Genomic DNA, 22,528 nt, shown 5'->3' on the forward strand with positions numbered 1-22,528 from the left:
CGGCTCCCCCGAAAACCCGCCGCGAATGCTGCAGTTCATCACCAAACGGACGGCCACCCTGGTGGCCGCCGTTGTGGTGTCCTCTTTTGCGGTCTTCCTGATCCCGTACTTCACGCCAGGTGATCCGGTGCGGAAGATCATCCGGTCGCGGGTGGCGGGTGACGCCGTCGACGAGTCCGCGGTGCAGGGCCTCAGCGAAAGCCTTGGCCTGAACGATCCCCTGGCGGTCCAGTACTTCCGTTGGCTCGGGGACTTCTTCAGCGGTGACATGGGGCTGTCCTTTGTCAGCCGCACGCCGGTGGCTGAGCAGGTACTCCCGGCCCTCTCGGTCACGCTCAGCCTGGTCACCATGGCGCTGGTCCTGGCCGCCGCCATATCGCTCCCTCTGGGGATCATTGCCGGACTACGGCCCGGAAGCACCCCGGACAAAGCCATCACCGCCATTACCCAGGCGCTTATTGCCATGCCGGAATACTGGGTTGCCCCCGTGCTGGTGCTGGTCTTTGCCCTGAAACTGTCCGTCCTGCCCACTGCTGGATGGAACGACCTCTCGTCCGCCGTCCTGCCCGCACTGACGCTGGCCCTGCGTCCCATCAGCTTCTTCACCTCAGCGGTACGGGCCGGCATCATCGATGCGGCGGCCGCCGAGCACGTGCCCGCCGCCCGCGCCAGGGGGCTGAGCCAAGGCCAGGCGATACTCCGCCACGTGGTGCCGAACGGGCTGGTGCCGCTCTCCACCCTGTTCGCCGTATGGTTCGCCGGCCTGTTGGGCGGGTCGGTCATTGTGGAGGTCATTTTCGCCGTGCCCGGCATGGGCAGGCTGCTCTTCGACGCCGTCGTCAACAGCGACATCCCGCTTGCCCAGGGCGGCGTGGTGGTAGTGGTGGCCCTCGCCGTCGGCGTAACCACGCTTGCGGACCTTGTGCACCGCTTCCTCAGCCGCACGGTGGGAGCTTCCCTTGCGTAAATGGTTCAACGTCACAACGCTGGCCGCGGCGGTACTTGCCCTGATTGTGCTGGCGGTCCTGCTCGCCCCGTGGATCTCGCCCTACCCGCCCGCGGAGCAGAACCTGGCCGAACGCCTGGCTCCACCTTCAGCGGGGCATTGGCTGGGAACGGACAACCTCGGCCGGGACACCCTCAGCCGGATCCTCGAAGGGGGCAGGTTCTCCATGTCCGTGGCCGCACTGGCCACGCTGCTGACCTGCCTTCTGGGCGTGGGCATCGGCATCCTCAGCGCACGGCGGCGGGGCTGGGTGGATGAATTCCTGACCCGCACCAACGACGTCCTGCTGGCACTGCCGGAGATGGTGGTGGCACTGTTCATTGTGGCGGCGCTGGGCACGGGCTTCGGGCCGCTGCTGCTCGCACTCGTGGTCACCGGGTGGACGCCCTTCGCCCGCCTCGCCCGCACACTGGCCTACGACGTCTCGGCCCGGGGCTTCGTTGACGCTGCCCGCGTGGTGGGCTGCACGCCGTCGTTCATTATCTTCCGGCACGTCCTGCCGCACCTCGCAGCCCCGATTTTGGGCCAGGCGACGCTGCGGTTCGGGCACCTGCTCATCAGCGTGGGTGCCCTCTCCTACCTGGGCCTGGGCGTCCAGCCGCCGCAATCGGACTGGGGCTCCATGCTGGCGGCGGCCCAACCGTTCGCGGACCGCGCGCCGCTGGGGATCCTCGCCCCGGGCCTGGTCATTTTCACGGTTGCCCTCTGCGTGACCCTGATAGGCCAGCGGGCAGCCCATATGGCCGCGGCGCCGCTGCTCATGCCGCAGATGGCGGAAAAATGAGCCCCGCGAACGCGCACCTGGTTCTGGACGGCCTGCAGGTGAGCCACAAGACCCCCGACGCCGGGACTCCCGGCAAGCCCCTGCTTTCCAATGTTTCCCTGTCCGTGGAGCCTGGTGAATTTGTAGCCTTGGTGGGCAGTTCCGGCTCCGGCAAGACGCTGACCGCGATGTCCTGCCTGCAGCTGCTGCCGCCCGGACTGGGCATCAGCAGTGGTTCCGTCCGGCTTGGGGACCTGGACCTGACCCGCGCCTCCGAGCACCAGCTCAACTCGGTGCGTGGCGGACGGCTGGGGATGCTGTTCCAGCAGCCCAAGCGGATGTTCAACCCGAACCGGACCATTGAGCAGCACCTCAAGGAACCCCTGCGCCTGCATGCCGGCCTGCGTGGCTCGAAGGCGCGGAGCAAGGCGCTGGAGCTGCTCGAGGAGGTGGGCTTCGCGGATCCAGGGAAGGGAATCCGGGCCTATCCGCACCAGCTCTCCGGCGGCATGGCGCAGCGCGCCATGACGGCCCTGGCCCTGGCCGGGCAACCAGGGATGCTGCTGGCAGACGAGCCGACGTCGGCGCTGGACAAGGTGCTGGAGCGCCAGATCCTGCAGCTGCTGGACAGGGAGCGCCGGGAACGAGATTTGGGCATTCTCTACATCACCCACAACATCGCATCCGTTGCTGCGTTCGCAGACCGGGTGCTTGTGATGAACTCGGGCAGCATTGTGGAGGCAGGTCCCGTTGGTGAGCTGCTCACCCGGCCCAAGACCGACTACACCCGCGAGCTGCTGGCCGCAGCGCGCCTGGCGCCGGAGTCCCGCCGTCGTCCGCCTTCCCGGGAGCGCGACATCCTGGTGCTGGACAGCGTTGGCAAGCACTTCGGATCGCGGCGGAAGCTGGGCCACGCCGCGCTGCAGGACGTTTCGCTGACCCTTAAGCGCGGGGAGATCCTGGGTGTCTTGGGCCAGTCGGGGTCCGGCAAGAGCACCCTGGCCAAGGCCATTGTGGGACTGGAGGCGGCGAGCACGGGCACCATCTCCCGGCAGCTGGACGCTGCGGGTCCGCGTGAGGCCACCGCAGTGCAGCTCGTGTTCCAGGAACCCCACAGCGCTTTTGACCCGCGGATGACACTGCGCACCAGCCTCCAAGCGCCGCTGCGCCCACGGCTTGATCTTTCACCGGAACAGCGTGACGAGCGGATTGCGGCGGTGATGGCCGAGGTGGAGCTGGATGCAGCCTTGCTGGACAAGCGGCCGGGCCAGTGCTCCGGCGGCCAGCTCCAGCGCGCCACGATCGCGCGGGCCCTGCTGCTGGAACCCCAGGTCCTGATCTGCGACGAAGCCACCTCGGCACTGGATGCCCTCACCCAGCGCACCATCCTGAACCTGCTGCTGCGCCTGCAGCGTGAACGGAACCTGGCCCTGATTGTCATCTCGCACGACATGGATGTGGTCCGGTACATGTGCGACCGGGTTGCCGTCCTGCTGGAGGGGCGCGTCGTGGAGGTGGCGGAAACCAAGGACTTCTTCGCGGCACCGCGGCACCCGCACAGCCAGGCGCTGGTTGAGGCCTCCATTCCGTGCCGCGCGGACGGCTTGTGGAGCGTCCTGGATGTGGCGAAGCCCTAGGTGCGCTACGGCCGGCCGGTCTCCAGTACCGATGCCAGATCGAAGTTGACGGGTTCCTCAAGCTGGGCGTAGGTGCATGACTCCGGGTCCCGGTCCGGCCGCCAGCGGTTGAACTGTGCCGTGTGGCGGAACCGGTCGCCTTCCATGTGGTCGTACCGGACCTCCACCACCAGTTCCGGGCGCAGCGGCACGAAGGAGAGGTCCTTGCCGGCGCTCCAGCGGCTGCCTTCGGCGTTGCGCGGGGTCCTTTCCCCTTCCTCCTGCTTGCCCCAGGCCCACGGGTGGCCCTCAAAGTCGGTGACCAGGGGCTGAAGCTGTTCGTACAGCTCCTGCCGGCGCTTCATGGGGAAGGCACCGATTACGCCGACGCTGGCCAGGCCGCCGTCGTCCTTGTACAAACCGAGCAGCAGCGAGCCGATGGCGTCAGGTCCGCTCTTGTGCATGCGGTAGCCTGCCACCACGCAGTCCGCGGTGCGCTCGTGCTTGGTCTTGAACATCACCCGCTTGTCCGGCTGGTACCGGCCCGCAAGCGGCTTGGCCACAATGCCGTCCAAACCGGCCCCCTCGAACTGCCGGAACCACCGTTCGGCCGTGTCCTTGTCCGTGGTGGCGGCTGTGAGGTGGACAGGGGCCTTGCTCGCCGACAGGGCCTTCTCCAGCGCTCCCCGCCGCTCGGTGAAGGGCCGGTCCGTATAGTCGTCGTCACCCAGGGCCAGCAGGTCGAACGCCACAAACGAGGCAGGTGTCTGGGAAGCGAGCAGCTTAACCCGGCTCGCTGCGGGATGGATGCGCTGCTGCAGGGCGTCGAAATCCAGCCGGTCCCCTGAGGCGCCCACCAGGATGATCTCGCCGTCAATCACGCAGCGCGGCGGCAGGTTTTCCTTCAGCGCCTCGACCAGTTCCGGGAAGTAGCGGGTCATGAGCTTTTCGTTCCGGCTGCCGATCTCCAGGTCGTCGCCGTCCCGGAAGATGATGGACCGGAAGCCGTCCCACTTGGGCTCGTAGCTGAGCTCTCCTTCAGGGATGCCGCTGACGGCCTTGGCGAGCATGGGCGGGACGGGCGGCATCACGGGAAGTTCCATGCTGCCCATCTTGCCCGGAGGCGGCTGCCCGGGGAAGCCCAACGCGCGGGCGTCCTACCCGGCCAGCAACCAGACGATCAGGATCAGCGCCGGGGCTGCTGCCGCCGTCGAGAGGAGAATCGTTTCGCGTGCCACCGCCACTCCGCGCCCGTATTTGCCGGCAAACAGGAAGACGTTCTGCGCAGAGGGAAGCGCCGCCATCAGCACCACGCCCAGGAGCATGTGCTGGTCCAGGTTGAACAGGAATCGGCCGACGACGAACGCCAGCGCCGGCATCACGGCGGACTTCAGCGCCGTGGCAGTCAGGATTTCCGCCGTGTGCCCGCCGCTTTGCAGCATCCGTGCACCGTGCAGGGACATGCCGAAGGCCAGCAGCACCACCGGGACCGCCGCGCCGCCCAGGAGCGTTAGCGGCGCCATCACCGGATCAGGAAGTTCCACGTTGAACGCGGCCAGGACCACGCCCAGAAGGGAGGCGATGATCATGGGGTTCCGGAACGGCTGCGTGAGCAGCAGGCGGGGCGAAAACCGGCCGGCCTCGGAGAGATCCAGCACGGTAAGGACCAGCGGGGCGAACAGAAGCAGCTGGACCAGCAGGACAGGGGCCACAGGCGTTGCATCACCAAGGGCGTACAGCGTGATGGGGATGCCGATGTTGTTGGCGTTGACGTAGGAACTGGCCATCGCACCGATAGTGGTCTCGGCCAGCGGCCGCCGGAACCACAGCCGGCTGGCCAGCACGTACAGCAGGGCTGTGGCAACGGCGGTCATCAGCGCCAGTGGAACGTACGCGGAAAAGACCACGGAGAGATCCGATTCCAGGACCACCGTGAACAGCAGGACGGGGTTGGTGATGAAGAAGGCTGTACGGGTCAGCGCCGAAACCGTTGGCTCCCCGCCCAGCCCGCACCGTGCGGCGATGTACCCTACGGCAATCACGACGCCGATCACCGCCAGCCCGATCAGCACACCGCCCACGAGTGGTACTTCCTTCCAGTTCCGCCACCTGCGCAGGAGTTCCGGGAAGCGCAGTACTACAAGTTACAAACTTATCTGACAAGTGGCTTGCTGCCGGCACGCGAACCTGCCCGGCAACGCGGGCCAGAAAAACCTCGACACAGCACCACGCCGGACGGTAGAGGTTAACGATGGTTACTGTCGGCTTCCACGCCTCCCACGAACAGATCAGTCCCGGCCAGTTGCTCAAGGACGTCCAGCACGCAGAACGTGCCGGCTTCGACGCAGCCATGTGCTCGGACCACATTGAGCCGTGGTCCGCCCGCCAGGGGCATTCCGGGTTCGCCTGGTCCTGGCTGGGCGCAGCGCTGGCAACCACCAATCTCCGCTTTGGCGTAGTGACGGCGCCAGGCCAGCGGTACCACCCGGCTATCATCGCCCACGCTTCGGCCACCCTTGCCAGCATGTTCCCGGACCGCTTTTGGTTCGCTCCGGGCAGCGGCGAAAACATGAACGAGCACATTACGGGCGGCGGGTGGCCGGCCAAGGACATCCGCCAGCGACGGCTGGAGGAATGCGTTGAGGTGATCCGGCGGCTGCACCGCGGCGAGGAGGTCACCCACCGCGGGCTCGTCACCGTGGAGCAGGCGCGGATCTGGGACGTTCCGGAGAATCCTCCGCCGCTCATTGCTCCCGCGGTGAGCGTGGGCACTGCCCGCCGGGCGGCCTCCTGGGCGGACGGCCTGGTCACCGTGAACCAGCCTCCGGGCAAGCTTCGGGACATGCTGGCCGCGTACCGGGACAACGGCGGGCGGGGCAAGGCTGTCCTGCAGGTCCATTTGTCCTGGGCCGGAAACGAGGACGAAGCAGTTGCCGTTGCCCTGGACCAGTGGCGGACCAACACCTACGATCCGCCCATCCCCTGGGACCTCCCCACCGCCGGACACTTCGACCTCGTGGGTGAACACGTGACAGCGGACCAGGTCCGGACAACAGTCAACATTTCAGCCAGCCTGGAACAGCACGTGGACTGGCTCGCCGGGTACGCAGACCTGGGCTTCGACGAGCTCTACCTGCACTTCGTGGGCCAGGAGCAGGGTCCCTTCATCGACGCCTTCGCCGCGGAGGTCCTCCCGCAGCTTCGCACTCCCGGCAGCACCACGGCCGGTACCCCCGCTGAGCCGCAGCTTGTGACCTCCGCTGCCGAACCGGCGTCCGGCACCCCGGAATGAGGATCGCCGAGACCTCGGACCTCTGGTGGAAGAACGCCGTCATCTATTGCCTGGACGTCGAGACGTTTTTTGACGACGACGGCGACGGAACCGGTGACTTCGCCGGCCTCACCCAGCGCGTGGACTACCTGGCCGCGCTGGGCGTGACCTGCATCTGGCTTATGCCGTTCTACCCCTCGCCGGACCGGGACGACGGGTACGACGTCACTGATTTCTTCACCGTAGACCACCGGCTGGGCACCATGGGTGACCTGGTGGAGTTCATCCGGGCCGCCAAGGACCGCGGCATGCGGGTTATCGCGGACTTCGTGGTCAACCACACCTCGGACCAGCACCCGTGGTTCGTCGAGGCCCGGAAATCCACGGACAATCCGTACCGGGACTTCTACGTGTGGCGGAGCGACACTCCCCCTGACACCTCCTCGGAGGTGGTGTTTCCCGGCGAGGAAACCTCGCTGTGGACCCAGGATGACGCCACCGGGGAGTGGTACCTGCACATGTTCGCCAAGCACCAGCCGGACCTGAATGTCACCAACCCCGGGGTGCGGAATGAAATCGCCAAGGCTATGGGCCTGTGGCTGGAACTCGGGCTGGACGGTTTCCGGCTGGACGCGGTGCCCTTCTTCCTCGAGACCCGCGGCCAGCCCAAGGACGAGGCCGCCAACCTGGATCCGCACGGCTACCTTACGGCGTTGCGGAGCTTCGTCAGCCGCCGGAACGGCAGCGCCGTGCTGCTGGGCGAGGTGAACCTGCCATACAAGGAACAGCTGGAGTACTTCGGCGGCCCGGAAGGCAACGAACTCAACATGCAGTTCGACTTCATGACCATGCAGCACCTCTACCTCTCCCTGGCCCGGCAGGATGCACGGCCACTGGCGGAGACGCTCAAGAGCCGTCCGCCGCTCCATCCCGACAACCAGTGGGCCATGTTCGTGCGCAACCATGACGAGCTCACCCTGGATAAACTCAGCGACGGCGAGCGCAGTGAGGTTTTTGCCGCCTTCGGGCCGGAGAAGAACATGCAGATCTACGGGCGGGGCCTGCGCCGCCGGCTTCCCCCGATGCTGGGCGGTGATCCGGAACGCCTCCGGTTGGTGTACTCGCTGATGTTCTCCCTCCCCGGCACCCCGGTGCTGTTCTACGGCGAGGAAATCGGCATGGGCGAGGACCTCCGGCAGAAGAGCCGTGCCGCAGTGCGCACCCCCATGCAGTGGAGTGACGCGAAGAACGCGGGATTTTCCAGCGCGAAGGCAGCGGACCTCGTGGTGCCGCTGGTCCGCGGGGAGTACGGACCGGAAAATGTCAACGCCGCAGCCGCCAAACGCGACCCCAACTCGCTGTTCAACTTTATGGCCACCCTGATTCGCCGCTACCGGGAATCCCCGGAGCTGGGATGGGGCGGGTTTGCCATTATCGACCAGCCGGAGCCGGCGGTCTTCGCCCACACCTGCAGCTCCGACGGCGGCACCCTGGTCCTCCTGCACAACCTCGGCGAGGAACCGGTGAAGGTCGCGGGCAGGGTTGGCCCGGAGGACGGGCCGCGGCAGGCGTTTAAGGGCGCCATCCTGCTGGACCTGTTCGACGGCGACAACGTGGCTTTGGAGCCCGACGGCGCCTTCACAGTTGAGCTGGGACGCTACGGCTGCCGATGGTTCCGGGTGCACGGAAAGGGGGACCGGCTGGCACCTTAGGTGCCCAGTACACGCCGGCGGCCGCTCGGCCGCCGGGCAACAGTTCGGACAACAATTTGGACACCGTCAGCGGGCGGAAGCCGCCTGCAACAGGCGTTCGGCTTCCGCCAGGATCCGTTCATTCACCGGAGGGGACACCGTCACCGCCCGCCGGCCGTCCTGCTCCTGGTCGCGTATCCCCACGGCCAGGGCGCTCATCAGATCTGCGTCCTCGGCGGTGGCAAGGTCGCTGCCGATGAGTTGGACCAATACCTTCAAGCCGGCCAGGCGGCGCTGCGGGTCGGAATCATTCAGTGCGGAGTCAATGGCCCATTGCGCCCGCTTCCACCATTGGTCCCTCCTGTCCGCACGCGACCGTTGCCGGTAGGTCAGGTAAGCCACCAGGACCACCCCGAACGTTGCCAGCGGCGCTATCGCCGCCGCACCCAGCAGGGCGGCCCAGATCCCGTCAACGATCTCCATGGCACCACCCTAAGGCCCGGTGGTTGCGGACCGCCGTCGGGAAACAGTTCCGGCGTCAAGAACTAACCGGAGCCTAACCGCGAGGAAACCAGCGCGCAACATTGGCCGGCCACACTTGGTAGTGCAGGCAAGAGTCGGCACCAGCTCCAGCCAGGAGGCCCCGCCATGTTGAAGAAAGCAGCAGCCAATGTAACCAGAGTCCGCGCCCTGGACCAGCTCCACCGCGGTGATGAGATTGAAGCCCGGCTCTCGGTGGGCCCTTCCTACGATGACGTAGTGATCCGCCGCGGCAGTGTGCAGGAAACAGCGCCCGGAATCGGCGTGGTATGGATCCTGGACCGGATCACCGGACTGCGGAAAGCCGTCAATACCGACGAATGCAGCGTGTGGCGGATCGCTTGACCCATGCTCTTGTTCCCTTGTGCCTTCCCCGGCAGATAGCTCCGCGAGGGCGGGTGTAGTCAGTAAGGACTGCCCGCCACCGCCAAGCACCACGCCCGAAAAGGCGGCGCGTCAGCCTCCGGCCACTGACTGGATAACCAGCACCTCCTGGCCGGGTGACACTTCGGTCTCCAGTCCCTGCAGCCGACGCACCTCGTCACCGTCCACATAGACATTCACGAAGCGCCGCAACGCTCCCGTCTCGTCACGGAGCCGTCTGGCGAGCACGGCGTAGTCGGCGGTAATGGCATCCAGCAGTTCCGCAACCGTTAAAGGCCCATCGGCGGGCGCAGTCAGGATGGACTGCCCGCGGGCCAGGGGCTGAAGGACGCTGGGAAGAACCACGGCAATACTGGGCGTTGCGGCCTGCCCCCTGTCACCAGCCGGTGCCATCGTGCCGTGGGCCGGCGCGCTGCCCGGCCGTGTGCTGTCAGGCACCGGCAACCACTGCCGCCCGCACGCAGAGCACGTCAGGCAGATGGGCTGCCACCTCGGTAAACGTCTCCCCCTCGTCCGCACTGGCGTATACGGTGCCCCCGCGGGTGCCGAAATAAACGCCGGCCGGCTCCGCGGTGTCCACGGAGGCGGCGTCCCGCAGGACACTGTTGTACTCGCCGGTTGGCAGCCCGTTGCTGAGCCGCTTCCAGGAACCGCCGGCGTCGTCCGTCCGATGAACTGCCAGCTCGCCGTTGGGCGGGATACGCTCGCCGTCGGCCTTCAGCGGGACAACCCAGGCGGTACCTTCCCGCCGGGGGTGGGTCAGCATCACGAATCCGAAGTCGGCGGGCAGGCCCTCTGCGATGGAGTTCCAGGTCTCCGCGTTGTCATCCGTGCGGTAGACGCCGTGATGGTTTTGGGCATAGAGGCGGCCGTCGACGGCGGCATCCGCGGCTATCTTGTGCACGCACTGGCCAAACTCCGGGTTGGGGTCCGGCATGAAGTAGGCCGAGATGCCCCGGTTGCGCGCCTCCCAGGAGGCGCCGCCGTCGAGCGAGCGGTAAACGCCGCCGGTGCTCATGGCGACGTGCACGGTTTCGCGGTCGGGGTGGACCACGATGGAGTGGGCGGCGGCGCCGCCGTAGCCGGCGCCCCATTCACTGCGGTGGGGGTGGTCCCACAGGCCGCGGTTAAGTTCGAAATGTTCGCCGCCGTCCGTGGATTTCCAGACCGAGATGGGCTCGGCCCCTGCCCAAACGACGCCTGGGCGGGACTCGGTGTCCGGATAGATCTGCCAGATCCGCTCCAGTGCGGCGCCAGTGCCCTCCGGGAACCTGATGGCGCCCTGTTCAGGCTCAGACCACGTAGCGCCAAGGTCATCCGAGTGGGCAACAGTTGGCCCCCAATGCTCATTCCGGACACCGACCATGATCCGTGTGCGGCCGTTCCGGGTGTCGATTCCAATGCTCGGAATCTCGCTCATCAGGAAGTGGGGGCCAGTGAAGGACCACTCGCGCCTGTCCTGGCTGGTTGCGAGCCACAGACCCTTTTTGGTGCCGATCGCTAAGACAAAACTCTCTGCGGTTGTCATGCCCCCCATGCAACCACCGCCCCGGACAGCCCGCAACGGTTTTCTTGTGTATCGCCGAAAGCCTGGCTTTGCTAGTCCACGAACTCCGACTGGGTTTCGATGAAGTCCCAGTCGGCCGCGGTCAGGGCAGCCGCGGGGTTTTCAGGATGGGGTCCACCTGCCTCCGCGATACCTTGGAGCACGGGAAGCGGAAGCTCCTCGGCCCGAAGGTTCTCCCGCAGCCATTCCTTGCTCGCAAGGTCCAAGTCAAGCCACCACATGAAAATTTCCATGCCCTCCACGCCCTTTCGTCGCCTGCTTCAACGGTAGGCGCGGTCAACGCCGGCTACAAGGTATTGCGGCTGCACCGAGTGGTGCGTCGATTTTTCCGGGTACCGGCAAGTAACCGCTCCGCCGGGAGCCCCCGAAAGACGAGTACCCCCTACTCGCGACCGGCAACAATGGTCCGCCCTAGCCTGAAAACTCACGCAAGCTGACCGTGCTGCTGGGGCATTCGGCGCATTCGCTGGTCCTCCTCATCATGGTCCGTTTCACATCGAGAACTGGGGAGACATCATGAAACGAGCCATCACAACGTTGGGGGTGCTGGGCCTGGCGGCATTTGCCGTCGCGGCTCCGGCGGTAGCGGACCGCGGATCCGACGACGACGACAAGATTGTCATCTGCCACGCAGGATCGGGCTCCAACTCCGGGCACTTCACCGAGAACTTGGTTGCCCTCCCGGGGCTGAACGGCCATGACATTCACCCGGCGGACATCATTCCGCCCCATGACGGCATGGAAGAGGGGCAGAACTGGGCCGCTGGGAGCGCCACCCACGCCAATGGGTGCAAGGTCCCGACGGTCGTGGTCCCACCCGTGGACAACCCGACGGTCGTGGTCCCACCCGTGGACAACCCGCCAGGCGGAAACACCCCCGTAGAAAACCCGCCCGTCGAAAACCCAGGTGGTGTTAATCAGCCCGTCGTCGAGCCGCAGATTGTTACACCTGTGGTTGAGCAGTCCACTGTTGTCCCACCGGCGGCCGTCGCGCCTCCCGCAGCGGCCGTCGCGCCTCCCGCAGCGGCCGTCGTCGTGCCCGAACAGCCGGCGGCAGCTCAGCCGAGGGCAGCTGCTCCACAGCGGGCGGCCACGGCGCCAGCTGCTACCACAAGTCTGGGAACCAACCAGGGGTACAACGCCCAGACCGCCGTCGGCGGCTCCGACGGTGCACCCTCCTGGCTGGCCGGCCTGGGTGCACTGTTTGCAGCGGGAGCGGCAGTAATGTTCCGGCACAAGTCCCACACCGCACGCCTGGCCGACTGACGCCAGTCAGGCCGCAGCCACGGCCACCTGACAAGGAAGGCGTTCCGCCAGTGCCCGGCGGGGCGCCTTCCTTCCTACCCCGTTACCAGCGGTCAGGAGCAGCATGTTAAAGGAACGCAGCAGGCATGCGGACAGAAAACCGCGCAGGTGGAGGCGTTGGAACCGCGCCGACCTGGCCATTCTCCTGTGCGGAGTCCTGGCCTTTTTGCTCATCACTTTCGGCGCCCCCCTGTTCCATCAGGCGCAACCCTCTGCCCTAAGAAGCGGGACGGTGACCGAATCAACCCCCTCCATCATCAACTCCGGGGAACCGGCGCCGATGGCCGTAACGGGCACACCGGAAGAGTGGAGATCAATCCCCGCCGATTCACCTGCACAGGAAGCTGCGGCTCCTGCCCTTCCCGCAGCGGCGCAACCGGTGCGGATCCGCTACGCGTCGGCCGCTTTCGATGTGGCCGTGCATGCGCTGGAGCTGGACGACTCCGCACATGCCAGCCAAACAATCGTGCCGCCTGCCACCAAGGACGGTTACTGGCTGACCCCCTTCGGCACCCCGGGACACGGCTCGGCCAACACCACGTACGTGATTGGCCATAGCTGGGAGGGCGCGGAGGCACCCTTCAACCATCTGAGTTCAGCGGCAGCCGTGGGTGATCGGTTCGAGGTGGACACCACAACCGGCACGATTGCCTATGAAGTGGCCAGTGTGACGACGTACCTGAAGTCCAACCTGAAAGACAGTCCCATCTGGGACATCGTGCCCAACCGGCTGGTCCTGATCAGCTGCTTTACCGAAGATCCCTGGGGCAAAAACGTGGTGGTCACGGCTTCGCCTGCCACGCCCTGACCTTCCATGGCGTAACGCCGCTGTTCAAGAGGGTCCAAGGAGGCCGAGAATAAACTATGTCAGAACACCTGCGCGGTACTTCTCCACTGCTGGTGGGCGTGGCCCCCGGGCAGCATCCGGAGGTCCTGCAAACCGCCGCCGGCCTCGCTGCGAAACTGGGTACCCGCTTGCTTTGTGCCTACGTGGACGAGGCCAGCTACCTGGTGGAATGGGACCCCGCCCGGTCCGCCCACCGGCTCTCGCTCCACCCGGACGCTGATGCTGAGAACATCGGCGGCGTGACGATGGAGCTTAAGGCTGCGATCGAAGCTGCGGTGGCCCAAGTACCGCCTGGCACGGCGGCTGCGGAATGGACCCTTGAGACCCTGACGGGGGACCCTGCCCGCGCCCTCGCCCAACTAGCAGCAGAAACCAACGCGCCGATGATCATTGTGGGAACCTCTGAGCGGGGACTCTCCCACCGCCTGGCGGAGGCACTCAGTGGGTCGGTAGGTGCCTGGCTCACCCACCATCAGAGCAGGCCAGTACTCATCGTCCCGTACCGGAGGGCTGCCCACGAGGACCGGCCTTGAGCTGCGAAAAGACCTCGCAAATGCGCCGAAATTACGGCAAGGAAAGTAAAGCGAAAGTAGTTATTCCGGATGCTGGCGTAGTGGACTACCAGCCAGTAAGCTGATTCAAGCAGGCCGGTTCCACAGACGTGGAAGCTTGGTTTGCCCAAAAGCTGCTCCGGAGTGCGTATCCCCCAATAACGCACTCCGGAGCTTTTTGTTGCCCAAAAACTGCGGTCACCGGCGGCAGGCTATACCCCCTAGGGGTACTTGCGACGATACCCCTAAGGGGTATACGGTTGATGCATGAGCGCACCCGATGAAGCAGTCACAGAGCCCACGGCTGACCAGGAACAGGTGGCGCCGGAGCACGGCTATACCGGGAACAAGGATGCCTATCTCCGCCGGCTCAAACGCATCGAAGGCCAAGTGCGGGGAATCGCGCGCATGGTGGATGAGGACAAGTACTGCATCGACATCCTCACCCAGGTCTCCGCTGTCACCAAGGCGCTGCACGCGGTCAGCCTGGGACTCGTCGAAGAGCACATCGGCCACTGCGTGGTTGGTGCGGCAGCTGAACCGAACCCCGAACTGCGCGCAGAAGCCATCGATGCCAAGGTCAAGGAAGCCGCCGACGCCATCGGCCGGCTCCTGCGATAGCAGCCCACCTTCCCGGATGCCGCCGGGCGCCATCATCAACCCCTTCCCAACAACAAGGAGCAGCACATGAGCACCACTTCTCCCACCACCACAACCGTCAGCGTCTCCGGAATGACCTGCGGGCACTGCGTCTCGGCCGTGAGCGAGGAACTTGAAGCCCTCGCGGGAGTAGAGGCGGTGGACGTCGAGCTCAACGCCGGCGGCATTTCCACCGTCACCATCACCTCCAGCAATGAACTGTCACCTTCGGAAATCGGCGAAGCCGTAGCGGAGGCCGGTTACCTGGTCGTCGCGAACGAAGCCTGATTCCACCAACCGGGATGCCGCATGAGTAACCAGGAACTTCTCCACCAGCCCGAAACCAGGGTGGTGGAACTCGACATCGAGGGCATGACCTGCGCCTCCTGCGTCAACCGGGTGGAAAAGAAGCTCGGCAAGCTCAACGGCGTACATGCCCTGGTCAACCTGCCCCTGGAATCCGCCCACGTGACAGTGCCGACAGGAATCACCGATGAACAGCTGGTAGCAACCGTCAACGCGGCCGGCTACAAAGCAAAGGTCCACCAGGCCGCGCCGGTGGTGGAGGACGAACCCGTCGGCGGCGGGGTCGGGATGACTGATGATGGTGCAACTGGTGCCGCGTCCCTGCTTCGCCCGCGCCTGATCCTCGCCGCCGCCTTTACCGTGCCGGTGTTCCTGATTTCCATGGTCCCTGCGTTCCAGTTCCCGCAGTGGGGTTGGGTGGCGGCGGTACTTTCCCTGCCGGTGGTCACATGGTCGGCGTGGCCGTTTCACCGGGCAGCGGCCATCAACGCCCGCCACTTCGCCTCAACCATGGACACCCTGGTATCGATCGGCGTTGCCGCCGCATACCTTTTCTCGGCCTGGCAGCTGTTCTCGGATCCCCTGATGACCCTGCACCCTGGCATGGAGGGTATGGAGCAGGGCGGCCTTTACTTCGAGGTCGCGGCGGTGGTCACCACGTTCCTGCTTCTTGGGCGCTACCTGGAAGCCAACGCCAAGCAAAAGGCCGGCGACGCCCTGCACGCCCTCCTCAGCCTCGGCGCAAAAGACGCCACCGTTCTCCGCAATGGCACCGAACACCGGACCCCTGCCGACCGGCTCCAGGTAGGCGATGTCCTGGTAGTCCGGCCCGGCGAGAAGATCGCCACCGACGGCGTGGTGATCGAAGGGACGTCGGCGGTGGACGCCTCACTGGTCACCGGCGAATCAGTACCGGTGGAGGTGGGCCCGGACAGCCGGGTCACCGGCGCAACCATCAATACCTCCGGCCGCCTGCTGGTCAGGGCCACGCGGGTGGGTTCGGAGACCACGCTCGCGCAGATGGCGCGGCTTGTGTCCCAGGCGCAGAGCGGCAAGGCTCCCATTGCCCGCCTCGCGGACCGGATCAGCGCTGTGTTTGTTCCGGTGGTCCTGGCAATCGCCGCTTTCACCTTTGTGCTCTGGCTGCTCTTCGCAGGTGCGGAAGGCGGAGGACTGCGTTCGGCTTTTATCGCGGCCGTCGCCGTCCTGGTGATCGCCTGCCCGTGCGCGCTGGGATTGGCCACGCCGGTCGGCCTGCTGACAGGGACCGGCAGGGGCGCGCAGTTGGGCATCCTGATCAAGGGCCCGCAGGTCCTGGAGGACACGCGCACCGTGGATACCATCCTTTTGGACAAGACCGGCACCGTCACCACCGGAATGCTGGCAGTTGACTCCACGCTCGCTTTCGGCGGGTTTGAGGAGCATGAGGTACTGCGGCTGGCCGGCGCTGTGGAAGCGGCGTCCGAGCACCCTATCGCCCGGGCCATCGCCGCAGCGGCAGTTGCCCAGGAGGCGAAGAGAGCCATACAAACAGCGGCCGACGGCGCGCGGTTGCCATACGTGCACAACTTCCGTTCCGCCCCGGGCGGCGGCGTCACGGGAGCCGTCGAGGGCCGGCTGGTGACCGCCGGGCGTACCGGCTGGCTGCAGGAAAACGGCATCGCCATAACTGCGGAACAACTGAAGCTGCTTGCAGCGGCGGAAGCTGCCGGTGCCACCGCCATTTGGCTCGCCGTGGACGGTACTGCTGCGGGCATCATCAACCTCCGGGACACCATCAAGGACGGCTCTGCAGCCGCCGTCGGACGGATGAAGTCCTTGGGCCTGCGGCCCATTCTGCTGACCGGTGACAACGCCGCCGCAGCTTCCCAGGTGGCCGCCGCCGTCGGCATCGATCCCGCAGATGTCTACGCAGGCGTCCTGCCCGAGGGCAAGGTGGAGGTGGTGCGCGCGCTGCAGGCCAGCGGCGCTACCGTGGCCATGGCCGGCGACGGCGTCAACGATGCTGCTGCGCTTGCCCAGGCTGACCTTGGCATCGCCATGGGATCCGGCACCGACGTTGCCATCGAGGCAGCCGACCTCACCGTGATGGGCAACGACCTCTCCCAGGTGGTGCAGGCCATCGAACTGTCCCGCAAGACGCTGGCGACGATCAAAACCAACCTGTTCTGGGCGTTCTTCTACAACGCCGTGGGCATCCCGATAGCGGCCTTGGGGCTTCTCAACCCGATGATCGCTGGCGCCGCGATGGCGGCGAGTTCGGTCCTGGTGGTTGCGAACTCGCTGCGGCTGCGGAGCTTCGGAACGAAGGCGTAGGGCCCAAGCCCTGAAGCCGAGGCCTCAGGCCGCGCCGTAGCGCACTGCGGCACGTGCCTTGGCTTTGGCGGCCTCCGTCTCCCGGTCCTTGGGCGGAGCCTGTGACACCAGCGAGTCCAGGAGATGCTGGGTGATGTGGGCAATCTCGTGGACCGCCTCCTCAAAGGCTTCCTGGTTGGCCTTGGACGGCTTGGTGCTTCCGCTGACTTTGCGCACATACTGCAACGCTGCGGCGTGTACCTCCTCCGACGTTGCGTGCGGCTCGAAGTTGTGAAGGGTTCGGATATTCCGGCACATACAGCCATGCTAGGCTCTGGAGCGCCTGTGATCGACCCCTCCCCGCAGGGTTTACCCGCCCGCGTCCGCGGGGCCCGCGGCATGGGCAGGGGTGCCCATCGACACTGTTTTCAGGGCCGGGGTAGGTTTGAGGCAATGGATCTTTCGGATGAGCCGGAGGGCCGCTGGGGATGCCGACCTTATTCGGATCCACTTTTCGTACAAGGAGAAACTGATGGCTATTTGGGGTGCAGACGTTCAGCAGCTTCGTCAGCTGGGCAGCAAGCTTCAGGCAGGTGCGTCCGAGATCGAGGCGCAGAAGTCCACTCTCACCAAAGTCCTGAGCAGCACCAACTGGGAGGGCCCCGACGCTGACAAGTTCCGCAACGAGTGGTCCGGAACCCACACCACCATGCTGACCAAGGTGGCGGAAGCACTCAAGGAAGCCGGCGACAAGGCCAGGCGCAACGCCGAAGAGCAGGACCAGGCTTCGCGCTAGTCCCGCAGCAGTGCAGGTTCCCGAAGGAGCCGAAGCACTGCCAGGGCCCGGACACTTTCGAGAGTGTCCGGGCCCTGCCATTTAAGAATCGGGGTTGTTCAGGCGACAGTAACCCAGGCGACAGGCACGCCTAAGGCACGGGTTCGACGTCGTTCGCGTGTTCCAGCGGGGACGCCGCCTTGGGTGCTTCCGGCCCGCCGGTCGTGGCCGACACCGGTGCGGGGGCGCGCAGTTCGTCGAGCCGGACCAGGATGACGCCGCCCACGATCAGCGCGCCGCCCAGGAGCTGGATGGCGCCCGGCAGTTCGCCCAGCAGCAGCCACGCCCACACCACGGCAAAGAGGACCTCGGTCAGCGACACGAAAGACGCCACCTTCGAGCCCAGGGCCCGGGCGGCCATAATGCCGGACACGTACGCCAGCACTGTGGCCAGGACCACCAGCCCGGCCAGCGAAACCCACCAGGGAGTCACCCATGGGCCAAGTTTGGTGTCGGCCGTGCTGAAGGCCATGGGCAGCAGGCCGGTGGCCGCCGCCAACCACATGACGCCGGCCCCCACCAGGAGTCCGCCGGACGCCAGGACGATGGGCGGCAGCGAGTCGTTCTCCTTCGCGGTGATGAAGAAGTAGATGGCAAGGCACACTGCCGCGGCCATGCCCCAGAAGACCCCCACAAGGTCGATCTTCACCGCGCCCGTGAGGTCCAGGACCAGGACCAGGCCGGCGAGGGAAAGCAATGTTCCTCCGAAGGTCAGCACCCGCGGCCGCTTCCGGCTGGCCGCCCACAGCCAGAGCACAATGATCACCGGTGCGAGGTACTCGAGCAGGAGTGCCACGCCCACGGAAAGCCGGGCAACGGCGTTGAAGTAAAACAACTGGCAGGCTGCAACCCCGATGAGGCCGAAGAGCAGGATGGTGACCCAGTTGTCCCGGAGCTGGTGCCAGCGGCCGCGCAACGCGGGAACCGCAGGAATGGCGAGGATCAGGGCAGCCCCGGTGAGCCGGGCGGTGACCGCAGCTCCCGGCGACCATCCTGTTTCCAGCAAGGCTTTGGCAAAGGACCCGGAGAGGCCAAAGACAGCAGACGAGAAAAGCGCAATGCCAAGGCCGGAGGCGAGGAAGCTGCGTTTGTCTGCGGGTACCCTCAGGCCGGGGGTGTGGTCGCTTGCGGCAGACATCGTGGCCTCCTGTCAGGAGTAAAGTGGGGTTATGGTCATGACAGTACGGGAGAGCACTGTAAGGAGTCAAGATGGTTTTTGCCCCTGACACTGAGGTGGCTCTGCGCAGCGTGGTGAATTTGGTCAATTCGGCGGCCAACGGAAGCGAGGGACTGGCATCCACAGAGGACCTGGACCGCTTCCTGGCAGCGGAAGGATTCAGCGGGTCGCGCACTTGGGATGACGACGAGCTGGCGAGCGTGCGCCGACTGCGCCAACAGCTTGCGGCGCTGTGGACCGCGGACGAAGACTCCGCCGTGGAGACGGTCAACCGCCTGCTACGGGAAGCCAGGGCCCTGCCGCAGTTGGTGAAGCACGACGACTGGGACTGGCACCTTCATGCCACCACTCCCGAGGCCCCGCTGGTGGACCGCATGAGCACGGAAGCGGCCATGGCCCTGGCAGACGTGATCCGCGGGAAGGAGATGGACCGGATGCGGATCTGCGAGTCAGAGGATTGCGATGCTGCGGTGCTGGACCTCAGCAGGAACCGCTCAAAGCGGTACTGCGATACCGGGAACTGCGCCAACCGTGCCCACGTTGCCGCTTACCGGGCACGCCAGGCGGCAACAAGTTAGGTGCCTAGCGGGGGCCCGGGTTGCCGGACTCGTCAGGGGATGCCGGGTCCTGCGGGCCCGGGGCACCGAAGCCGTGTGATTTCTTCGGAGCCGAGCTAAGGTTCACGCCCGACCCTTTACCCAGGTAATCGGCGTTGTCCTTGTGGCTCATGGAGAGCATCGCGGCAATCACCAGGGTGACAATAAAGGCAATGCCGGCAGCGGTGAAGGCCAGGTCGAAGCGGGGGGCACGCGCACTGCCGCCGGAGGCGAAAATCACGACGGCGACGAAGGCGATCGCGGCCCAGAATGCGGAGAACATCAGCGGGCCCTTCACCGAGGTCCGCACCTTGCGCGGATGTCCTGGTTGCTGGTCTGCCACGTTGATTCCTCCCTGCAGGCGGCGCGCCGGCCAGCCTGGGTTAATGTCTTTCGGTAGTACGCCCGGCTATCTTCTACGCTAAGTAGAACCCCGGACATCTCCTAGTTTACGGGTTTCCCGCTTCAGTGCGGGCATCGTGCCGGATGGTCAGCCCGGCAAGGGCCCAGAGTACGCCGGAGATGATGGCCCCGCCGCCGGCAACGCCCAGCAGTGCATGCGCCCCGAGGCTGATGAAAAAGGGCAGGATAACGGCCGTGCCGAGGCCAATAATTCCCGAGGCAATCCAGTCCCGGGCCAGCACGTGCCGGCCGCGGAATGCCAGCCCGCAGTGCAGCTCCAGAGCTCCCGCTACGCCCAGGCCCAGGGCGGCAATCACGCCAAACAGCAGGTCCCCATGCAGCACTATCAGCGCAAACCCCGCGCCGGCAAGCACGGAACCGGCGGCGGAAAGCACTTTGCCCGTCCTGCTGTCCCGCTGGAAGCCGGTTGCCGGAATACCCCACATCAGCAGCAGCCCGGTGGCCAGCAGGTAGAGCCCGCCCGACCAGCCCATAACTTCCACAGACGGCGCCGCCCAGAAAATGGTCACAGCCCCAAAAACTAGCGCCGCTGCGGAACGGAGCAGCACCGGCTTCCACAGCTCGCCCGTGGGAGCCGTTCCGGAAGCAGTACCTGCGGGTGTTCTCGGTTGGGTCACCGGTCCAGTTTAGTGGGGCACCGCCCTACGGCGAACCCAGCACCATCCAATGGTCTGACCGCGCCCGGGCGCCGAGCGTGAGGGCACGCGCCGCCATGTAGCCCAGGGCAAAGGCTGCCCACAGCCAGCCCAGACCTGCCGCGCCTCCCGCACCTGACAGGCCTACAGCGATCAACAGCGGCGCGTACGCGGCGAGATTAACCACCCCGGCGAGTGCCAGGTATTTGGCATCACCGGCGCCAATCAACACCCCGTCGAGGACAAAGACATAACCGGCCATGGGCTGGCCGGCGGCAAGGATCCACAGGGCGATGGCCAGGACTCGCTGAACGTCAGGATCCGAGGTGAAGAGGGAGCCAGCCCACGGTGCGGCCGCGGCGAGGAGCACGCCGGTGACCGCTCCGAAGCCGAGTCCCCATCGGGTCATGGTCCTGGTCAGGAGCCGTGCCTTTGCAGGGTTGGCGGCGCCTAGCTCCTTACCAATCAGCGCCTGCGCGGCGATGGCGAGGGCGTCCAGGGCGAAGGCGAGGAAGGAAAAGATGGTCATGGCCAGTTGATGGGCCGCAAGGTTGACCGGCCCCTGCGCGGTCACCACCACCACTGTCGCCAGGATGGCCACACGCAGGCTGAGCGTGCGCAGCATCAGCCAGGACCCAACGCGCGTCATGCTCCGAATCCCACGCCAGCTCGGCAGGAGGCTGACGCCGTTCCGCTGGGCATTCCGCTTCACCATCATCAGGTAGACGGCGGCCATGGCCCATTGCGCCAGGCTGGTACCCACGGCGGAACCCGTGACGGACCAGCCCAGGCCGTAGACCAGCCACAGGTTCAGGATGATGTTCAGGGCGAACCCGGCGGTGGCCACCACCAGCGGCGTCCGGGTGTCCTGCAGGCCGCGGAGCAGCCCGGTGCCGGCAAAAATGAGCAGCATGGCCACCAGCCCCGGCATGGACCAGCGGAGGTAATCAACGGCGAAAGTGCGCACCTCGCCCTCCGCCCCCAGCAGTCCGATCAACGGGTCTGCGGCCAGGAAGCCGGCCACGGCGAGGACGGTCCCGAGCAGCAGTGCCAGCCAGACGCCGTCGCGCCCGGCCGCCAGGGCCTTGCCCAGCTGGCCGTCTCCGATGGCGCGGGCCACGGCGGGAGTCGTGGAATAGGCCAGGAAAACCATCAGGCCGACGGCGGTATGCAGCACGGCCGACGCCAGCCCCACCCCCGCGAGCTGCGCCACGCCAAGGTGGCCCACAATGGCCGAATCAGCCAGCAGGAACAGGGGTTCGGCGACGAGCGCACCGAAAGCCGGCACAGCCAGTCGGAGGATTTCGCGGCCGTGTCCCTTCGGTCGCGCGGCCGCCGTCGGGGCAGGTAATTGGGGCACTCAGCCAGCCTAATGCGCCTTACGCGTATGGCCACGAGAGCATGACAAGCGCCACATTGTGACGGATTGGTTGACTCTTCAAGTATTAGCAGGAAGACTTAAGTCCTATGAACCAGTCACGACTTACCACGACCGCCATTACCGCCCTCCGGATTGTCCTCGGCTTCCTCTTTGCAGCCCACGGCTGGCAGAAGTTTAACGAATGGACCATCGCAGGCACCCAGGCGTCATTTGCCAAGATGGGAGTCCCGGCGGCGGAAATTGCTGCGCCGGCCATCGCCGTACTGGAACTGGCCGGCGGAATCGCCCTGATCCTTGGCATTCTCACCCGCGTGGTTGCAGCACTCCTGGCCCTGGACATGCTGGGCGCCCTGTTCCTGGTCCACGCCCCTGCCGGCGTTTTCGCGGCGAACGGCGGCTACGAACTGGTCCTGCTCCTCGCGGCAGCAGCCTTCGCCCTGGCCCTCACCGGTGCCGGCCGCCTCTCCGTGGACCGCGCCGTCTTTGGCCGAAGCAACTCAAAGCTGGCCGTTCTGGCCTAACCAACGACGTCCGGCATAAGCCGGAAAAAGAGCGACGGCGGATGGGCACTCGGTGCGCATCCGCCGTCGCGCGTTTAATTGCCGGAGCTGCACGGCCGGCATGCCACTTACTGATGCCTGCAGCGCGGGGCACTGGGAACAAACCGGAACATCCGGCACCAGAAACTCACGGGAAAGTT

26 protein-coding genes are annotated in these 22,528 nt (G+C 66.0%); 15 read left to right on the top strand and 11 right to left on the bottom strand.

Annotated features, from left to right (window positions below):
• Nucleotides 1-25 precede the first annotated feature (25 nt).
• The 3 genes from AC5RV1_RS10475 to nikE are packed head-to-tail and all read left to right on the top strand — an operon-like array spanning nucleotide 26 to nucleotide 3,406.
• Nucleotides 26-967: an ABC transporter permease gene (locus AC5RV1_RS10475; RefSeq protein WP_493994483.1), complete on the top strand. Its 942-nt coding sequence runs from the start codon at nucleotides 26-28 to the stop codon at nucleotides 965-967.
• Nucleotides 960-1,790, top strand: coding sequence for an ABC transporter permease (locus AC5RV1_RS10480; protein WP_493945497.1), 831 nt, complete (start codon nucleotides 960-962; stop codon nucleotides 1,788-1,790). The genes AC5RV1_RS10475 and AC5RV1_RS10480 overlap by 8 nt, the downstream gene beginning before the upstream one ends.
• The gene (nikE, locus tag AC5RV1_RS10485) at nucleotides 1,787-3,406 is read left to right on the top strand and encodes a nickel ABC transporter ATP-binding protein NikE (protein ID WP_493945498.1); all 1,620 of its coding nucleotides are present in this window, start codon (nucleotides 1,787-1,789) and stop codon (nucleotides 3,404-3,406) included. The genes AC5RV1_RS10480 and nikE overlap by 4 nt, the downstream gene beginning before the upstream one ends.
• A 5-nt stretch (nucleotides 3,407-3,411) precedes the next feature.
• Here the strand turns inward: nikE and AC5RV1_RS10490 are convergent, their stop codons facing one another.
• Both AC5RV1_RS10490 and AC5RV1_RS10495 read right to left on the bottom strand, forming a co-directional pair.
• Complete coding sequence (locus tag AC5RV1_RS10490; RefSeq protein WP_493994484.1) at nucleotides 3,412-4,488, bottom strand: ATP-dependent DNA ligase; 1,077 nt, start codon at nucleotides 4,486-4,488, stop codon at nucleotides 3,412-3,414.
• A gap of 54 nt (nucleotides 4,489-4,542) precedes the next feature.
• Nucleotides 4,543-5,466: an AEC family transporter gene (locus tag AC5RV1_RS10495; protein ID WP_163165099.1), complete on the bottom strand. Its 924-nt coding sequence runs from the start codon at nucleotides 5,464-5,466 to the stop codon at nucleotides 4,543-4,545.
• 170 nt (nucleotides 5,467-5,636) lie between these two features.
• Between AC5RV1_RS10495 and AC5RV1_RS10500 the strand changes: the two genes are divergently transcribed.
• Nucleotides 5,637-6,677 carry a TIGR03885 family FMN-dependent LLM class oxidoreductase gene (locus AC5RV1_RS10500; RefSeq protein WP_493994485.1) on the top strand — a complete coding sequence of 347 codons (1,041 nt, stop codon included), beginning with the start codon at nucleotides 5,637-5,639 and terminating at the stop codon, nucleotides 6,675-6,677.
• Nucleotides 6,674-8,368, top strand: coding sequence for an alpha-amylase family protein (locus AC5RV1_RS10505; protein WP_493994486.1), 1,695 nt, complete (start codon nucleotides 6,674-6,676; stop codon nucleotides 8,366-8,368). The genes AC5RV1_RS10500 and AC5RV1_RS10505 overlap by 4 nt, the downstream gene beginning before the upstream one ends.
• Before the next feature lie 66 nt (nucleotides 8,369-8,434).
• Here the strand turns inward: AC5RV1_RS10505 and AC5RV1_RS10510 are convergent, their stop codons facing one another.
• Nucleotides 8,435-8,830: a hypothetical protein gene (locus tag AC5RV1_RS10510; protein WP_493945502.1), complete on the bottom strand. Its 396-nt coding sequence runs from the start codon at nucleotides 8,828-8,830 to the stop codon at nucleotides 8,435-8,437.
• 165 nt (nucleotides 8,831-8,995) lie between these two features.
• On the opposite strand from AC5RV1_RS10510, the gene AC5RV1_RS10515 reads away from it, so the two are divergent.
• The gene (locus AC5RV1_RS10515; RefSeq protein ID WP_163165091.1) at nucleotides 8,996-9,232 is read left to right on the top strand and encodes a hypothetical protein; all 237 of its coding nucleotides are present in this window, start codon (nucleotides 8,996-8,998) and stop codon (nucleotides 9,230-9,232) included.
• A gap of 111 nt (nucleotides 9,233-9,343) precedes the next feature.
• On the opposite strand, the gene AC5RV1_RS10520 is transcribed toward AC5RV1_RS10515, so the two are convergent.
• The 3 genes from AC5RV1_RS10520 to AC5RV1_RS10530 all read right to left on the bottom strand — a co-directional run bounded on the left by AC5RV1_RS10520 (nucleotide 9,344) and on the right by AC5RV1_RS10530 (nucleotide 11,071).
• On the bottom strand, nucleotides 9,344-9,664 hold the full coding sequence (locus AC5RV1_RS10520) for a MoaD/ThiS family protein (protein WP_493946368.1): 321 nt from the start codon (nucleotides 9,662-9,664) through the stop codon (nucleotides 9,344-9,346).
• Nucleotides 9,665-9,701: 37 nt separating this feature from the next.
• Entirely contained in the window at nucleotides 9,702-10,808 is a 1,107-nt protein-coding gene (locus AC5RV1_RS10525; RefSeq protein ID WP_493994487.1) for a WD40/YVTN/BNR-like repeat-containing protein, read from the bottom strand.
• A gap of 62 nt (nucleotides 10,809-10,870) precedes the next feature.
• Nucleotides 10,871-11,071 carry a hypothetical protein gene (locus AC5RV1_RS10530; protein ID WP_493945504.1) on the bottom strand — a complete coding sequence of 67 codons (201 nt, stop codon included), beginning with the start codon at nucleotides 11,069-11,071 and terminating at the stop codon, nucleotides 10,871-10,873.
• 283 nt (nucleotides 11,072-11,354) lie between these two features.
• Here AC5RV1_RS10530 and AC5RV1_RS10535 point away from each other — a divergent pair, with 283 nt between their 5' ends.
• The 6 genes from AC5RV1_RS10535 to AC5RV1_RS10560 all read left to right on the top strand — a co-directional run bounded on the left by AC5RV1_RS10535 (nucleotide 11,355) and on the right by AC5RV1_RS10560 (nucleotide 16,802).
• The gene (locus tag AC5RV1_RS10535; protein WP_493994488.1) at nucleotides 11,355-12,104 is read left to right on the top strand and encodes a hypothetical protein; all 750 of its coding nucleotides are present in this window, start codon (nucleotides 11,355-11,357) and stop codon (nucleotides 12,102-12,104) included.
• Between the two features lie 103 nt (nucleotides 12,105-12,207).
• Nucleotides 12,208-12,951 (top strand): class F sortase, encoded by a 744-nt coding sequence (locus tag AC5RV1_RS10540; RefSeq protein WP_493994489.1) that lies wholly within the window; start codon nucleotides 12,208-12,210, stop codon nucleotides 12,949-12,951.
• Nucleotides 12,952-13,007: 56 nt separating this feature from the next.
• A complete protein-coding gene (locus AC5RV1_RS10545; RefSeq protein WP_493994490.1) occupies nucleotides 13,008-13,523 on the top strand; it encodes a universal stress protein in 516 nt (171 codons plus the stop codon).
• Nucleotides 13,524-13,808: 285 nt separating this feature from the next.
• Complete coding sequence (locus AC5RV1_RS10550; RefSeq protein WP_493994491.1) at nucleotides 13,809-14,162, top strand: metal-sensitive transcriptional regulator; 354 nt, start codon at nucleotides 13,809-13,811, stop codon at nucleotides 14,160-14,162.
• A gap of 66 nt (nucleotides 14,163-14,228) precedes the next feature.
• Entirely contained in the window at nucleotides 14,229-14,468 is a 240-nt protein-coding gene (locus AC5RV1_RS10555) for a heavy-metal-associated domain-containing protein (RefSeq protein WP_493994492.1), read from the top strand.
• A 21-nt stretch (nucleotides 14,469-14,489) separates the two neighbouring features.
• Nucleotides 14,490-16,802 (top strand): heavy metal translocating P-type ATPase, encoded by a 2,313-nt coding sequence (locus AC5RV1_RS10560; protein ID WP_493994493.1) that lies wholly within the window; start codon nucleotides 14,490-14,492, stop codon nucleotides 16,800-16,802.
• Nucleotides 16,803-16,826: 24 nt separating this feature from the next.
• On the opposite strand, the gene AC5RV1_RS10565 is transcribed toward AC5RV1_RS10560, so the two are convergent.
• Nucleotides 16,827-17,099: a DUF2277 domain-containing protein gene (locus tag AC5RV1_RS10565; RefSeq protein WP_079598081.1), complete on the bottom strand. Its 273-nt coding sequence runs from the start codon at nucleotides 17,097-17,099 to the stop codon at nucleotides 16,827-16,829.
• Nucleotides 17,100-17,313: 214 nt separating this feature from the next.
• On the opposite strand from AC5RV1_RS10565, the gene AC5RV1_RS10570 reads away from it, so the two are divergent.
• Nucleotides 17,314-17,577 carry a WXG100 family type VII secretion target gene (locus AC5RV1_RS10570; RefSeq protein WP_493945514.1) on the top strand — a complete coding sequence of 88 codons (264 nt, stop codon included), beginning with the start codon at nucleotides 17,314-17,316 and terminating at the stop codon, nucleotides 17,575-17,577.
• Nucleotides 17,578-17,707: 130 nt separating this feature from the next.
• On the opposite strand, the gene AC5RV1_RS10575 is transcribed toward AC5RV1_RS10570, so the two are convergent.
• On the bottom strand, nucleotides 17,708-18,754 hold the full coding sequence (locus AC5RV1_RS10575) for an EamA family transporter (RefSeq protein ID WP_493994494.1): 1,047 nt from the start codon (nucleotides 18,752-18,754) through the stop codon (nucleotides 17,708-17,710).
• A gap of 71 nt (nucleotides 18,755-18,825) precedes the next feature.
• Here AC5RV1_RS10575 and AC5RV1_RS10580 point away from each other — a divergent pair, with 71 nt between their 5' ends.
• Entirely contained in the window at nucleotides 18,826-19,371 is a 546-nt protein-coding gene (locus AC5RV1_RS10580) for a CGNR zinc finger domain-containing protein (protein ID WP_493945518.1), read from the top strand.
• 4 nt (nucleotides 19,372-19,375) lie between these two features.
• On the opposite strand, the gene AC5RV1_RS10585 is transcribed toward AC5RV1_RS10580, so the two are convergent.
• The 3 genes from AC5RV1_RS10585 to AC5RV1_RS10595 form a co-directional block, all read right to left on the bottom strand.
• The gene (locus AC5RV1_RS10585; RefSeq protein WP_493994495.1) at nucleotides 19,376-19,732 is read right to left on the bottom strand and encodes a hypothetical protein; all 357 of its coding nucleotides are present in this window, start codon (nucleotides 19,730-19,732) and stop codon (nucleotides 19,376-19,378) included.
• 106 nt (nucleotides 19,733-19,838) lie between these two features.
• Nucleotides 19,839-20,429 (bottom strand): hypothetical protein, encoded by a 591-nt coding sequence (locus tag AC5RV1_RS10590; RefSeq protein ID WP_493994496.1) that lies wholly within the window; start codon nucleotides 20,427-20,429, stop codon nucleotides 19,839-19,841.
• Between the two features lie 25 nt (nucleotides 20,430-20,454).
• The gene (locus AC5RV1_RS10595; RefSeq protein WP_493994497.1) at nucleotides 20,455-21,807 is read right to left on the bottom strand and encodes an MATE family efflux transporter; all 1,353 of its coding nucleotides are present in this window, start codon (nucleotides 21,805-21,807) and stop codon (nucleotides 20,455-20,457) included.
• A gap of 107 nt (nucleotides 21,808-21,914) precedes the next feature.
• Between AC5RV1_RS10595 and AC5RV1_RS10600 the strand changes: the two genes are divergently transcribed.
• The gene (locus AC5RV1_RS10600; protein WP_493994498.1) at nucleotides 21,915-22,349 is read left to right on the top strand and encodes a DoxX family protein; all 435 of its coding nucleotides are present in this window, start codon (nucleotides 21,915-21,917) and stop codon (nucleotides 22,347-22,349) included.
• Nucleotides 22,350-22,528: the final 179 nt, after the last annotated feature.

The organism is Arthrobacter sp. Hb9-2, assembly GCF_059091165.1.